Source organism: Endozoicomonas numazuensis (genome assembly GCF_000722635.1).
Taxonomy (GTDB): domain Bacteria; phylum Pseudomonadota; class Gammaproteobacteria; order Pseudomonadales; family Endozoicomonadaceae; genus Endozoicomonas_A; species Endozoicomonas_A numazuensis.
The window spans coordinates 23,819-39,085 of sequence record NZ_JOKH01000013.1 but is presented as its reverse complement, the minus strand read 5'-3'; the positions used below and the strand labels follow the sequence as shown (position 1 = coordinate 39,085).

Sequence of the window (15,267 nt, the reverse complement as noted above, 5' to 3'; positions counted from 1 at the left end):
TTCTGGCTCTGACTGACAGTACCGGTTACTCCGTTGCGGGCATCACGTTCGACGGCAGCAGTGTCTATATCGGTGGCGGTTCCGATACCGTAGTCGACAACTCTACCGTGGTTGATGACAAGGCCTTCGATCTGACCGGTGCTGGCGAAGTGACCTATAAAGGCTACAGCTTCAGCAAGATCAACCGGGTAGAAAGTACTGCAAAAGTTACCGATAACGCCAACACGGGTAACTGGACCGTAGACGGTAATACCATCGCTACTGGCGGTTCGATTACCTTTGACGGTGTCAGTCAGGTGACAACCACTCAGGGTGTCACCAACAACACCAGTGTCAGCCAGGCGGTTGAAATGGGAGCCTCTGCCATTGCTCTGGCAGGGATTACCTTCACCGGCAGTCAGAGTTACACCGGTTCGGACGGTAATAAAGACACGGTTACAGACAGCACCAACGGAGCCTGGAGCATTACCAGCAACCGGACACTGACAGACAATACCCGCAACCTGTCTAATGTTGAACAGATCAATACAGCAGGCGATATCACCGACAATGGCAATACCGTCTGGTCGGTGGATGGTAAGAATCTGATCTCTTCTGCGGATCAGGGTATTACTGTATCAGGTACAAGCAAGCTGACCACTGAGGGTAATATTACCGATACCACCCACCAGGGGTGGGCAGTCAAAGGTACCAACAGTGCTTACAGCAGTGAGAATGACCTGACCGTTAATGGCAGCCGTCAGATTGCTACGACGGGAAGTGTGACCAATGACAGCGATGCGAATCAGGATGTTGATTTAAATACCAACAGTCTGGTTCTTGCAGGTATGACCTTCGCAGGCAGCAAGACTTACATTGGTGGGGCTTCTACCATCGATACCGTGACAGATAATACCGTTAGCGCCTGGGATCTGACGGGTAATCAAGCGCTCAGTAACACCACCCATAACCTGAGCCATGTCGACCAGCTGAATACTAGCGGTGATATTACCGATAAAAACGACGGTAACTGGTCGGTGTCTGGCAACAAGGTGGCCAGTTCAACTAACTACAACGTAGTGATTGACGGCACTGGTCGCATTATTACAGAAGGTTCTGTGACAAATGGCACAGATTCTGACCAAACAGTGACATTGGGTGTTTCGAGTCTGTCATTTGCGGGTATCAACTTTGATGGCAGTACAACTTATGTAGGGTCCACTACTCAGGGTACAACTGACACTATTGTTGATAACAATAATTCAGCCTGGAGTCTGACTGGCAAAAATGCCTTGAGGAGTTCTACACATACTCTGTCGAATGTTGATGTTGTCAGTACGACTGCTGCAATCACTAATGTCTCAGGTAGTACTCAAACAGCCGAAATTAACGGTAGCCAAAAAGTCAATGTAGCCGGTATTCAGTTTGAAGACGTTACCGCTTATACAGGCGGGTCTGATAATACCGACATTGTCTCAGGAACAGATCTGATCTGGCAGCTTCAGGGTAATAATAATTCTGTTGCTGCAGCAGATATCAGTATGACTAATGTCGGCTCCATTGTTGCCAATAGTGCCGATACTGATAGTGAGAATAGTCAGCTGAGAGGTATCAGTAGTAACGAAACCTACGAAGTCACAGGAGAGGCAGCTCTTACCACTAAAGGTATGGATATTACTGGTATTCGTATGATCTATGCCGGAGACGGGGTTGATCAGATTATCAGTAATAACAGTGCTGAACAGTGGACGTTGAATGGCGATAACCAGATCATTGCCCAGGGTATGACGTTCCATGAAATCGAGCAGGTCAATGATCTGGCTGCTAACGGAACAGTCAAGGGGTCTGATGGTGATGATTCCATTACCTGGACCGGAAACAATACGCTCAGCAGTTACGGTGTTGATTTCACTGGAATCAAGAATATCGATACCGGGGCTGGTAACGATACCGTATACGTCGACAGTGCTTTGAATTCATTGAATACCCTGATGGGTGGTGATGGCGAAGGTGATACTCTCGTTAACAGAACAGAGGGACTCAGCTGGGAGTTGACCTCAGCAGCTTCTAAACTGGGTGGATTTGCCTTCAGTAGCTTCGAGAACCTGACCCATACATTGAGCACTCTGGATCTGGCTACAGATTCTGCAGTCAACCTGTCTGTAGGTTCTATTGGAACGCCAAGCGCTATCAACAAGTCCATCAGCTACACCAGTCCTTTGGATTTGTTGACTCTGGTTACAACGAGTAGTGTCAGTGGCACAACTGATGTTTCCAATATTGATGCGACTGCAGGTGGAAATATCAATGTCACATCAACGGATACCCTGACCATTGACAATGCTGTGAGTCAGTCTGGAGATGTAGCTTTTACAGCCAACTCTGGTGATCTTAATGTTAATTCTATAGAGGCTAACGGAGGGGCTGGTACGGCAACCCTGACCAGTAATACCGGTAACATATTTGCTGTAGCTAAAGAGACTGCTGAGCCACATATAATAGCCAAAACAACCAACTTTACAGCTTTGCTGCAAGTCGGTGATCAGGTGAATCAGTTTGTTATCGACAGTACGACAGATGGGCAGGTGAACATTATTTCTACCACGTTTGTTTCACCCATTTTCACTGATGCGACTCCGGAAGTGGTCAGTGTGGGTGACAAGCTCCTGTCTATTAATGAAGCGGTAGCTCTGTCAGCTTTCAGAACGACTTCTCAGCAATTAGCGGATGAACTGGGCAGTGTTGACCCGGCCATCTTTACCCAGTTGAACAACTTTAACGTGGCGGCTGAAAGTGTAGCGACTCCGCTTGAAGGTGACTTCCTGCTGGTAGAGAACGGCCTGACTTCTATCCAGGCGCTGCCATCGGATGCGACGGCTGCGGGTGAAGAGGAGGAAGAAGTTTATTAATTAACCCTGTTCAGTAACCGAATAAACCCCCTTCAGGCTTATTGTCTGGAGGGGGTTTTATTTTATAAGGCTTGTTTTCAAAGGCATGACGGGAACCCCGTCCTTGATGGCAAAAAACTCATCAATACCTTCAATATATAGCCTGAGTACAACGGGTGGTTCCTTGCGGACAACATGAACCCAGACTTTAATGTTCTGCTTTTCTAAAGATTCTTTCAAAATGTTCAATGTGCGCAGACTATAAGGGGACTCATTGCTCCCTTGACCATGAAAACTTTCACTTTCTTCTGTCGATTTGAAATCGATGTCTATACAAGATTTTAATGCAGGCCATTCTTCGAGTTGTTTACAGGCATTGTCATACTTTTGATGCTCTTCCTGACCGTAGATAAGAAAGTATTCCAGCATTTCTTCTGTTTCGAGTAATGATCGAAGTAATGCATGCTCTTCGCTGATATTTGCACCTTTTCCTGAAATTCGTGGCCTCGTTTGTTTGTTGGCAACGCTGATATAAGCTGGAATATTAAATCGGTTTGGCATACTGAAGCTTGCAATATGGCAGCCATGGTTACGTTCAATGCGAGCTTTTATCTGCCTGGCTTGCTCTGGCAAAGTTGTGGTGAGTAATGGTGATGCTGGCGCCTGATTCAAACAGTGTCGAATCATAAATCCAGCCAGAGCATCTCTTTCAATCAGTTCAGTAATGCCATGAATCCAAGCGTCATTATAATTCAGGCCACTGGCTACCCCGCTGGTTGTCGCCATAAACAGATAATTAGCGTAGAAGTCATTCATAGTGGAGGAACAGTGAGATGAATAACTCCACTCTGCTGCGGCCATGGGCATGAAGGCTGTTTCAGTCTGTCCGTTATGCCCATTTTCGAAAGGCAAGAATGGAAGGGGCTTTGAATAGAAGGGGTTATTACTGTCCAGAAACTCAGAACAAAACCGTTGAGGTGATCCAAGCAGTCTGGCTTGAATACTTTTTAAATTTTGAAGGGATAATGATTGAAGTTGGTGGTGAGGCTCAAGGCTTTGACGTTGGCACATTAACAACTCAAACGCTTCATAAGATGCACTGACCCTTGCCTGTTCTTTAGAAATGCCTTTACCGCTGCCTCTGACTGATAAGCCTGATTCCGGGTCGGTGAGTTCCACAATTGAGCATTGCCCTGCATCACGACAACGACTGACCCATCCAAGTTGCTGGCAAGTGTTTTGCCAGAGAGTGAGGGCACCCTGACTTGTACGATAGTGGTTGTTCAATGGTCGGATATTCTTGGGGACTTTTAGAATAACTCTTTCTTATTGCAGAGTTGATTCAGTGCCTGTTTCCTTCGATGGGCAGGGCTATTTGAAGAAGATGAGTGACCGCGAGTTTTTTCGTGGTTCTGATCGTTAAACTCTTTTGAGAAAAAGCCGACATGACCGACCAGGGAAAGAGGTGATGTGTTCATAGTGCTCTCCGGTTGTGACAGTATCATTAAGTACAAATTATTATCAGAGAGTGAGTAGGAAGTTAAAAAGATGATTTCGAGATATTCAGAGTGTTATCTATGAGGTATTAGATGGATGGGACAAAAAAGAGATAAGTCTTTAAATTTACTTTATTGATAACTGACCTGTGCCGCTTGTTATTCTTCCCTGATCAATCAGGCGGCAGTTTCAGAATGAGAGTCAGGCAGAGTAGGGGACTGTTTTGTCACCTTGAGGTTCAATATTCATATCCTGACCGACCTGACAGCAATCAGCAATCGCAACCGTAATATTATCTTTGCCACCTAATCGGTTGGCTTCTTCAATAAAACGGTAGCAGCATTCCAATGCCGGGCGGTGTGTAGAGAGAACATACTCGATCTCATCGTTATCAAAGTATTCAGTCAAACCATCACTGCATAATAAAAGAATACTGTCGCCGGTTAGATCAAACTCGGCAATTCTTGGGTCAATTTTGGGACCAATACCCAGTGCCTGGGTTAGCTGGTTTCTGACGTTGCTGGTTCGGGCATCTTCTTCAGAGAGTGCGCCACTGTCTATCATATTCTGAACAACTGAGTGATCCCGGGTCAGTTGCTTCAGGCCATAACGGCTGTCCCAGAGATAAGCTCTGGAATCACCGATATTGGTAACCACCAGTTTGTTCTGCCAGATAACAGCCACCACAATGGTTGTGCCCATTTGTTGTAACTGAGGATTGGCTACTTTTTCTTCGAGAATACGCTGGTTGGCTTCTGTAATAGCCTGAAAAATTTCAGACTTGAGAATCATGGGTTGTTGCTGGGGAGTGCAAGAAGAAAAGGTACTGGACTGAATAGATTTTAATCGCTGGGAGATGATTTCAACGGCCAATTGGCTGGCTCTGGCTCCACCGTGATAGCCTCCCATGCCGTCGGCAACGACAATCAGCGAGAAGGCGTCTTCATTACTGGTCTGCCAGTATAATGAATCTTCGTTCTCTTCCCTTATACGGCCTATATCACTTTTGCCGTCAATGGCTATCCGAAACATTTTTATTATTGATCCTGTGTGAATTGCATGATCACACTCACCATTTTACATGGAACAGGATGGAAAACCACTGGATTCTGACCTTCTATTCAACAGTCGTTGTTTGTCTGTAAAGTGCATGGCACGTTCGAAGAACAAGTCATTAAGCCAGCCCGTTATATCTTGCAGTTTTTACCAGGAGCCTGTCGGACATAGCCGACAGGCTCAGGGCGAACGGAGTCCGGGTGAAAATCGAGAAGTTATTTTGGGACAAATCCTAAGGCTGTGGCGGTCAGCATCCAGGCCGTGTGGCCAGAATCGGGCTCACCAGCCATGGCGACTGCTGGCAAAATAGCAGCAGCCAGGCAGAGAAATATCTTATTAAGGGTGTTCATTGTTCTTTCCGAACTTATTCTTTTTTAATGGCGACAAATTTGGTGGGATTAAATGGCGTCTATGCCGGTTTCCCCCGTACGAATACGAATAACCTGCTCGAGAGGGCTGACAAAGACTTTTCCGTCACCAATCTTGCCTGTGTTCGCAGCATTAATGATGGCTTCAATAGCGCGTTCAACCAGATCATCAGAAACAGCCAGCTCGAGTTTAACCTTGGGCAGAAAGTCCACCACATACTCTGCACCGCGATAAAGCTCAGTGTGACCTTTCTGGCGACCAAACCCCTTAACTTCAGTCACGGTCATACCATCTATACCGACTTCACTGAGAGCATTGCGTACGTCATCCAGCTTAAAAGGCTTGATAATGGCGGAAATCATTTTCATGTGTTTCTCTCCTCTTTTTACCATGAATAATTTTTCCTCTTTGAGGGCGACGAAAAATTATTAAAATCTCTCATGGTGTTTGCTGCACTATAGTAGTGCTTTATTCTTGAGTGGCTTTACACCTGCACAAAGCTGGGACATTTTACTTGATTCAGTCCCTGAAACTGAAGCATTACCACTATTTAATGCACTGGTTTGTGGAAAAAGATGACATCTTTCGCTTCAAAACTGAGCAAAGCACCCCACTTGTCTGCCAGAAACTGAAAGGTCTCAACTGAGTAGAAACAAACATGGGTAGGGTCATTTTTATAGTGCCACCCCTTGAATGCTGTCTGGTCGATGACCAGTTTGGTCATGAATGCGAGCGTTCCACCGGGCTTGATCATATTCCAGAGTTTGGGTAACCAAACATCCGGATGATGTATATGTTCAATGACTTCAGTTGCAGTAATGAAGTCGTAGGACGTTTCCAAAGTACTCAGGTCTGGGTGAAAAAACGGATCGTATAAAGCCATCTCCCAACCCGCTTCGGCCATTATTAATGAGAGGGTGGGGCCAGGACCGCATCCAAAATCGAGTCCTGTTGCGTTCGTTGAAAGTACTTTCTGCAGAGGGGCAGAGATCCTTGACAGAAAGGTTCTATAACCGGAATCCGATGCATCATTCTCATGAAGTTCATATTCTGAACGCTCCAGCTCAGGACTTGGCCATCCAGATGGATCAGCAAAAACAAGCGCACACTGAGAGCATTGAAAGTACTCTCTTCGCCTATCACTGGCATAAATATTGGTTGGTGCATGGCACAGTGGGCAATCATAATCTGAGTAATCTTGATTGGATAAAAGCTTGTTGCTCTGTTTCATGACAGCAGTCATTCCCACTTTTCAAAATTGTCGATTTATGTCTAGGAGGCTGACCGAGAATAGACAGCCCGGCCTAAAATCCAGAAAGAACGGCCATCTTTTCCACTGAATTTGCTTAAATAGGTCAACTATTCGCACAAATTCAGTGAAAAAGCTGACTCGTTCTACTGAATTTTATACTCGGACGCTATTCTCGGTCAGCCTCCTGGGAGCCTGTCCCGATTTCACCATAGAAACAAGGAGGCGAGACAGTAACTTAATGGATTAACGGTGTGTTTTAGCATCGCTAACAACGGGAAATATATAAATTCGTATTTATCTTTTCGACCTATCCTTATCAGTCCTATTTATGACTTTCTCATGTCTGGACTGTATCAATGTTAAATTTTTATATGAGACGATTTATGTGTGCCACGGCTCTGCTGGCGACCAGTATGGTTTCACTGGCATCAGAGCCAGAGTCCTTGGCTATTTCCTCCCCTTTGGTATCCCAAACGCCTGCAATGACAGGAGGTGCCCTTTATCAAAGGGCCTTCTGTGGTGATAATCCATGTGTCGATCTGACGATTAAGGGGCATACCTTCACATTCCTGATTAATACGGGTGAATATTATACGGTTGCTGAAAGTGAAGTGATTAATTTACTCTCATCAGAACCTAATGAAGTGGATGTGAAAGACTTTGAAGGAAGGCCTGTCCAGCTTTCATTTTATAAACCTGCAACCATGCGCCTGGGTGGCACCAAGCCACTCCGTTCTTCCTACCCGATTGCCAGCAAGGGCCTTGGAGGATATAAGGAAAACTATGGAATCTCAGGAATCCTGGGAGCCAGAGATCTGATGGGGCTGATCTGGGATATCGATTACGAGAATCAGACACTATCTGTCTGGAGGACGTTTAATGAAAGTAAGGAATCCTTTCCTGTTCGCTCAGCTATTCAGGGAGTAGGTGTTGCCAGTAAACCGTTACCCAGCACGCAAGTGACACTGGCAGGGCACACATTTATTCTGGAGTTGGAATTATTGGAGCCTGAAGACATTCAGATCAATCATAACTTTATTGATATTCTGCAAAAAGCGTCAGCCATCGAAATTAAAGGCTCGAGAGTGTTGGGACGTTTCTTTGAAAATGGCTATAAAAATGGAGCCCTCTACACCATGTCCGAAGGGAAACAAGATACAACGCTTGGAGGACATAATTACCACAATATATTTACGGTGTCGGCAGGTTATGATCAACACATAGGTCGAGGTTTTTTTAGCCGACAAAAACGTGTGATTATGGATCTGAAAAGTAACCAGCTTTGGATGGTTCCTAACCCGATCTATCATAACTGTCTCGCTGAATCTGAGGATAATGACACTGATTAGTCTAGGCAGGAGGCTCTAAGCCTCATTCAAACGGGTGATAAGGTTACGTTAAAGGTATTTGTAATGACGGGGGAGAAAGTCAGGTAAACCAGACTTCTGGACGGTTTCTGACCCCAAAAAGAAGCCCGCGCCTCTGGGGGAAGAGTACGCGGGCTAAGACCATTAGGAGAGGGTATGACCCTCTACGTGGCTGTAGGTCTGGATAGGTGGGTCAGGTGGTTTGGCACAGTTCTGGCACGTTTTTAACGGTTCCCGGCTATTTTATAGCGAGTACTTCGTCCTCCGCCCGGAAGCTTCTCAATACACCCCTTATCTAATAAATCCGATAAATGCCGTGTCGCTGTTGCTTTACTCACCCGGGCTACTTTCTGATACTGGGATGCGCTGATGCCTGACTCAAACCCTTTGTCACCACCATCCAGCAACCGATTAAGCACCTTAATTTGTTCATCAGATAATCCGGCACTGTGAAACTGTTGCCAGAAGCGGGTTTTCTGGAGGGTACGGTCGATTTTGGTCAGAGAGACTTGGATGGTTTCTTCCAGCATCTGCAAAAACCAGGTCAGCCACTCGGTAATATCGGTATCGCTGCGCTGGCTTTTTTCCAGAATGTTATAGTACGCCTTGCGGTTTTCCAGGATGACACTGGACATGGCATAGAGTCTGATACTCTGGGCGTCAGCTTGCGCCAAAGCAAGATCAGTAATGGCTCTGGTCAGGCGGGCATTACCATCATCGAAAGGGTGAAGTGTTACAAACCAGAAATGACTGATCGCGGCACGAAGCAACGGATCGCATTTTGGATCGTTCCTGCTACGGTTGAACCAGTCAAAAAAACGGCTTAATTCCGGTTCCAGCCTGTTTCTTGGTGGTGCCTCAAAATGAACCGTAGGACGGTCGATTCGTCCGGAAACCACTTGCATGGGTTCATCTCCACGCAATTGCCCGGTTTGAATGGAATGAAGAGAAAAGCCGGCATTGGGAAACAGCCACTGATGCCATTGACAGGCACGCTCCAGAGTAAGAGGGGTTTCCAGGTTTGTGATGGCATCCAGCATCATTTCAGCCAGACCTTCTGTCCTTTCCGAAGTAGGATACGCCACCTCATCTGAACCCGATAAGTCCAGACGCTTTGCGAGAGATGAGCGAACTGACTGAACATTGAGGCGCTCACCCTCAATAGCGGATGAAGTAATGCTGTTTTCCAGCAGGGTGTTCAAGACGGAGCTGTTTTCACTGATATCTGCACATGAGCTACTTTTTCCCAGAAGTATGCCCAGACTTAACCGGGTACTTCTGAGTAAAGGAAGAACGGCTTATTCCTGCCAATGGAAATCCGGCCAGTCATCCTCTTGCCAGATCCATTTTATGGACGAATATTCATGCACTTAGCAGTCCTCATTCTATCAGTGAGCCAATTAATATCGATATTCAGCTCAAATTATGAGCTAAATACTAGTATTAATTGGCTCATCTGACAATGAAAGTGACTTAAAGCATAAAATTGGACTTACTTTCTGGGCTTCCATAAAGTTCAGTTTTTAACTGACCAAGCAGTTTGGAGAGAGAGCTGCTGAGATAGCCTGAAAACTTTTCTTTTCCCAATGTACGGTCATATACATCGGTTGGGAGAAATCGCTTCATCTCAGTCTGAAGTTTGCCTTCAGCCAGAACCCCGACCAGCGAGCTTAGCCTTTGCTCCAGAGCCTGCTCAAAATCGTTCAATCGATAATCTTTGATTTTTTTTGCCACCAGGGATGAATCCAGCTCTGCTCCCTGCTGTTGCAACCAGACCAGATCCCAAATATCACGGTAACGTACATAGCGTTGTGTCGCGGGCAGGGAAACCAGTTTATCTGCCATGACTTCATTGAGCGTTTCAACATAGACGAGTGTATCCTCATACCCGTCCGGCAAAAAATCATAATTTTTTAAAAGGGGCAGGGTGCTTCGGGTATAGGCAGGAATATTGGCTACTTCGATCTTGACTCGTTGCCTGGGAATATCTTTTCGATCAGGTGCGGTAATAATGGAAATCTGCCATTTATCAATCTTAAGCTCTGCGTACTCAGGCTCCTGTTTTAACAGGCCTGGCTCTTTTACGGAGACTTCCAGCCCATCTCGTTTGCCGATATAGTCCTCAATGCACTGTTTAATGGTTTTCAGTTTTACTGAAGAAAAATCAGTACCGCCCGCAAAATCCAGATCTTCGCTGAACCGATTACCACCATAACATAACCTCAGGGCGGTGCCGCCCTGAAATACCAGTTCATCCAGTACTCCAGTCTGGTCCAGGCAAAACAGAATATCGTAATGCAATAACTCTTTTTCAATGACCGGACGCATGCTGGCGACATGGCTACTGGTTAATGCCTGTTCAACAAGATAATTAAAATCTGCTGGATTAATCTTCATAAACCACCTGCTCATCAACAAGGTGTGTGTTTCTGCCAACACGCTTTAAATCTCGCCAGGCAGTCTCTTTTGTTGCCAGACGTAAGGGACGTCCGATGGAATGAATGCTGTCAATAATCTGAGATATCGGACGTTTGGTATGGGTGAACTCAATAGTTCCAAAGGGTGTTGCGTATTCCCCCTTGCGCCCGGTGGTCATCACTGTCAACCGATCGATAGGAATCTGTGAGATAACTCCATACTCTGAAAGAGCGGACTCGAGACTCAGATAGTTGTACTCACCTCGACGCATGGTTTTGGCGATGAGCTCCAATGTGTCTTTGCCTTTTTGTTGCGAAAGGGCAAAGACATAGATGCCTTTGATGGCCCTGATCAGGAAGCCCTGCTTGACCAGTCGGTTTAGTCCGGCCTTTAAGGTTCTTGTACTGTCTTCAGGAAAGACTTTGGCAATATCCTGATAGGCGAAAACATAGCGCCCCTGCTGATCGAGAGCAGACAGACGCTCAATGGCTAATGATTGGTTCATACGTAATAAGTATACACAAAAAACATATATTGATGTCTTATATGTATACATGATACCAAAACTTGTCAAGTGTACGCAAAAGTCACTTATAGGTGTCTTATCAGTATACCTCTTGTTAATTCCCATTACTCAAAGTCTGTTGGGCTTATGTCGTGAAGATATGGGCCCTCAATCCACTATGGGCAAACCTGCTTTCCATCGTTGGTAATCATGCCAATAAAAGCCAACAGATTTATCTTCGTTGATGGGGACAGTCTGACCTCGCAGCCAACGCTGGAATGGAGTGTGTTCGTGTTCTGGCAGGTCATCTTTGATAACAGGCCGTTGTCTCTTTTGGGTATTCATTGGGTTTTTCTTACTTTGCTTTTATTACAAAGAAACCAGTTCTCTGATTTCCTGATCCGACAACTCGGTAATCCATTGCTCGCCGCTTGCAACCGTCAGGTCAGCCAGCTCTTTCTTGCCCTGAATCATGGCATCAATCTTTTCCTCAAAGGTGTTTTCAGTAATCAGGCGATGTACCTGGACATTGCGTTTCTGGCCGATGCGATAAGCCCGGTCTGTTGCCTGAGCTTCCACCGCCGGGTTCCACCAGAGGTCGTAGTGAATAACCTGACTGGCCGCAGTGAGGTTTAAGCCGGTGCCACCGGCTTTCAGGGACAGGATCATGGCGCGGGTGCGGCCGTTATTCTGGAAGTCTTCGACGATGTCATCCCGTTTCTTACGGGACAGGCCACCATGCAGGAAAGGGACATCCAGTGACATTTCCTGTTGCAACGTGTTGGTTAATAACCCCCCCATAGTCGTGTACTGGGTGAAGATCAGCACTTTCTCGTCGGCATCCATCGCCTCACGCATCAGCTCCATAAACAGCGCCAGTTTGCCGGATTCTTCCACACTCATCTGGTCGTGGTTCAGGAACTGCGCCGGAGCATTACATATCTGCTTCAACGCATTGAGCAGTTTGAAAATAATGCCTTTGCGTTCAATGCCTTCTTCACTGGAGTTCAGGTCTTCCATGATGGTATTGACCGTACTCTGATAAAGCGATGCCTGCTGTTTGCTCAGGTTGCAGAAACGGTTGCTTTCCACTTTATCCGGCAGGTCGCTGATGATGGTTTTATCGGTTTTCAGTCGTCTGAGAATAAACGGGCTGGTGAGTTTGCGGAACCGGTCCAGACAGTTCTGGTCACGGTCTTTTTCAATGGGTGTGGCTAGCTCTTCCTGAAATTTCTTCTGGGTGCCGAGATAACCTTTATTGGTGAAATCGAACACGCTCCAGTATTCCCGCAGACGGTTTTCAACGGGCGTGCCGCTCATGCCAATACGAATATCGGATTTGAGCTTTTTGATGGCTTTGGTCTGCTGGGTACCAGGGTTTTTAATGTTCTGGGCTTCATCAATCACCAGTGTGCGCCAGCGGGGTTTGCCCAGAGTAGTGCTGTCGGTTCGGGCAAGACCGTAACTGGTGAGGATAACGTCATGGTCACTGATCTTTAACTGTCGCTTGCTGCCGTGATAGACCTGTACTCTCAAATCCGGGGCAAAACGTTCGATCTCCTTGCGCCAGTTGGTCAGCAGGGACGTAGGAGCAACGACCAGGGCTTTTTGTTGATCAAGCTGGCGGTTTTCTTTCTGATGCAACAGCAGGGTAATCACCTGCAGGGTTTTACCCAGACCCATATCGTCCGCCAGCAACGATCCAAAGCCGATACGGGCATTCTGTGCCATCCACTCGTAACCCCGTTGCTGATAGGGACGTAGCTCCGCATTCAAGTTTGCAGGCAGTGGTGCGGGTTCACCTTTTAACAGCTCTTCAAACAGTTGTCGGGCACTGTCGCCTAAGTCCACTTTGGCACCATCCAGTTCACCGGACAGACCGGCTTTTAACAGGTCAATACGTGACAGGGTTTCCGGTAAATTCGCCAGTTTTTTAAGCAGTTGCTGCAACTTGCTGTCATCAAGCATGACGTACTGATCCAGCATTTTCACCAGACCGTCTGCGCCCTGAAGCAACTGGTTGAACTCATTGACCGGAATACGCTGGTCGCCCAGAGCCACCTGCCAGTTAAACTGCAGGAGTTGGTCAAGGTTCATATAACTGACCTCGCTCTCGTTGCCACTTTTTGACAATGACAAACTCAGCTGCGGGTACACCAGTTTTCGTAATCGTTTAGGCAATACCAGCTGGATACCCAGCATTTGCAGGGCAGGGAGGATTTCCCGGAATATGGGCGTGAATGCCTGTAACGTGTAATGCAACGGGCGGTGTTTCTTTTGGGTCTGGTAAAGCTGTTCAATGGTGGGCATATAATCAGCCAGCAATGCCAGGTCGGTCAGCACGCTGACTTTGGTTTCAGATAATGAACCGTCCTTAAACAGTTCCGGCAGCGACAACATGGTTTGCTTCTGCTCGACCCGAATATCCACGGACAACTGATCAGTCATCTGATCGTCTTCTTCGGGAATATCTACCTCTTCAACCAGAAGATGCAGACGGTGCTCCCGCTCTCCCAGCGATAACCGATTCAGCCAGTTACGAATGACTTTGGGGTAAGCAATGGTTTCAAACTGTTTAAACAGGCAGGGTGATCCGGCAAAAAACAAACGGCAGATATCTTCTTCCCAGTATTTAGCGGGGGCTGCTTCCATGGTGTGTTCCATAAAGAAGCTGATAATGGCATTGATGGCCAGGTGAATCTGGGTTTTGCTGTCTGCATAATGCAGCTGAGGCTTTTTGCGGTTTTTCGGCGTGGTTTCCAATACCACAAAGTCTGGCGGACACAGGTCATAGAATATCTGTAGCTGGCATTTCACCGGCTCACTGAGCATTGCCGGTTGCCACTGTATCAGCGTCCAGTCGTCCTGTTGCATAAAAACTGCCGGAATACAGGCCTGTTGCTGTACCAGCTTGACGCACAAACGATAGAGCCATTGCCAGAGCAGGGCTGTATGGAAATACCGGCTACGCTCAGGGCTGTAGGTATTGCGTAATGAACTCAGCAGACTGATCCACTCATCCGGTTCATGCAAAGCCTGTTCATTATCCGTGCTTCGGACTGAGTGAAAACGACCGTTCTTGTCGACCACCATTTGAGTCAGTGTGAAGTCGGCAATATCAATGTCCAAGGTGTTTTCTGTGACCTGCTGTTTTTCATACTGGCTGACATAACGGGAGCTGCGTTTATAAAAGTCAGCCAATACCGTTTTGAACTCTTTGTCATAAAACAAAGGTTTTGGTGTGAGTATGCCCTGAATCCTGTCTCCCAGAGGATCAATGGTGCTGAGATCCAGCGATTCAAAGGTAGGGGTTTGAGGTACCTGCCAGTCTTCAACCATTAGCTTGCGTTGCCAGAAGGACATCACCTGTGGCGGTGTATCGGCTTTTGCCAGAGACATGCCCGTCTGTTTTTCAATGGCTCCGGGCAAATCCATACCATGGAGCCGGAACACCATAAACGGGTCTTTATCTATCTCACTGGCGATCAGGTAGATGACGGCGGCAATATGTTTGCAGGGCATCGCCCAGTCAGGACAGGAACAACTTGCTTCCATATCATCCCAGTCTTTTGGGAACAGAAGGATTTTTTGCTGTTCCATCAGTTGCAACATCTGCACCGGCAGCTGCCGGTTCAGCAATTTCGCGAGCAGAGCCGGACTCTGGCTGACAGCCGTTAAAATACTCTGTTGCTGCTTAACGGTAAAACCGGGCAGATGTACCTTTACCTTGTACGGTCTGGGTCGTCTTCCCTGAACATTCGCATGGGTCGAAGTGCCTTTAAGCTCAATATCCGATACCGAACCGTTACCGGCGTAGCGACGCCCACGGGGCAGGCGGTTGCTATAGTCAATGCCGTTAAAGGCTTCGAGCCATTGCTTGCCCCACCAAGTCTGGCCGTAGTTTGCTGCCATTGGCTTGTCATCTCATCATAATCC

At 46.9% G+C, this 15,267-nt stretch carries 12 protein-coding genes and 1 pseudogene; 2 read left to right on the top strand and 11 right to left on the bottom strand.

Annotated elements, in window-relative coordinates:
- Window positions 1-2,888, top strand: a 2,888-nt coding sequence (locus tag GZ78_RS26475; RefSeq protein WP_034843221.1) for a beta strand repeat-containing protein, incomplete at its 5' end; no start/stop codon positions are given.
- Between the two features lie 57 nt (window positions 2,889-2,945).
- Here the strand turns inward: GZ78_RS26475 and GZ78_RS26470 are convergent.
- From GZ78_RS26470 to GZ78_RS26455, 5 genes are all read right to left on the bottom strand, one after another.
- The gene (locus GZ78_RS26470; protein ID WP_161787506.1) at window positions 2,946-4,154 is read right to left on the bottom strand and encodes a YcaO-like family protein; all 1,209 of its coding nucleotides are present in this window, start codon (window positions 4,152-4,154) and stop codon (window positions 2,946-2,948) included.
- A 23-nt stretch (window positions 4,155-4,177) separates the two neighbouring features.
- Window positions 4,178-4,345 carry a hypothetical protein gene (locus GZ78_RS29750; protein WP_161787505.1) on the bottom strand — a complete coding sequence of 56 codons (168 nt, stop codon included), beginning with the start codon at window positions 4,343-4,345 and terminating at the stop codon, window positions 4,178-4,180.
- Between the two features lie 220 nt (window positions 4,346-4,565).
- Window positions 4,566-5,396, bottom strand: a complete 831-nt coding sequence (locus tag GZ78_RS26465; RefSeq protein WP_051786587.1) for a Stp1/IreP family PP2C-type Ser/Thr phosphatase — start codon at window positions 5,394-5,396, stop codon at window positions 4,566-4,568.
- Between the two features lie 422 nt (window positions 5,397-5,818).
- Window positions 5,819-6,157 (bottom strand): P-II family nitrogen regulator, encoded by a 339-nt coding sequence (locus tag GZ78_RS26460; RefSeq protein WP_034843245.1) that lies wholly within the window; start codon window positions 6,155-6,157, stop codon window positions 5,819-5,821.
- Between the two features lie 182 nt (window positions 6,158-6,339).
- On the bottom strand, window positions 6,340-7,020 hold the full coding sequence (locus GZ78_RS26455) for a class I SAM-dependent methyltransferase (protein ID WP_051786588.1): 681 nt from the start codon (window positions 7,018-7,020) through the stop codon (window positions 6,340-6,342).
- Between the two features lie 377 nt (window positions 7,021-7,397).
- Here GZ78_RS26455 and GZ78_RS26450 point away from each other — a divergent pair, with 377 nt between their 5' ends.
- Entirely contained in the window at window positions 7,398-8,390 is a 993-nt protein-coding gene (locus GZ78_RS26450; protein ID WP_152558976.1) for a hypothetical protein, read from the top strand.
- 242 nt (window positions 8,391-8,632) lie between these two features.
- Here GZ78_RS26450 and GZ78_RS26445 read toward each other — a convergent pair whose 3' ends face one another.
- From GZ78_RS26445 to GZ78_RS26430, 6 genes and pseudogenes are all read right to left on the bottom strand, one after another.
- Window positions 8,633-9,493, bottom strand: coding sequence for a Fic family protein (locus GZ78_RS26445; RefSeq protein WP_407919822.1), 861 nt, complete (start codon window positions 9,491-9,493; stop codon window positions 8,633-8,635).
- A 27-nt stretch (window positions 9,494-9,520) separates the two neighbouring features.
- Window positions 9,521-9,691 (bottom strand): annotated as a pseudogene (locus tag GZ78_RS30755) (DUF4172 domain-containing protein); the annotation flags it as partial.
- 190 nt (window positions 9,692-9,881) lie between these two features.
- Window positions 9,882-10,805, bottom strand: a complete 924-nt coding sequence (locus tag GZ78_RS26440; protein WP_034843213.1) for a nucleotidyl transferase AbiEii/AbiGii toxin family protein — start codon at window positions 10,803-10,805, stop codon at window positions 9,882-9,884.
- A complete protein-coding gene (gene abiEi / locus GZ78_RS26435) occupies window positions 10,795-11,331 on the bottom strand; it encodes a type IV toxin-antitoxin system AbiEi family antitoxin (protein WP_034843211.1) in 537 nt (178 codons plus the stop codon). The genes GZ78_RS26440 and abiEi overlap by 11 nt, the downstream gene beginning before the upstream one ends.
- Window positions 11,332-11,499: 168 nt before the next feature.
- Entirely contained in the window at window positions 11,500-11,676 is a 177-nt protein-coding gene (locus GZ78_RS29745) for a hypothetical protein (protein WP_161787504.1), read from the bottom strand.
- Between the two features lie 24 nt (window positions 11,677-11,700).
- Entirely contained in the window at window positions 11,701-15,243 is a 3,543-nt protein-coding gene (locus tag GZ78_RS26430; protein WP_034843209.1) for a DEAD/DEAH box helicase, read from the bottom strand.
- Window positions 15,244-15,267: the final 24 nt, after the last annotated feature.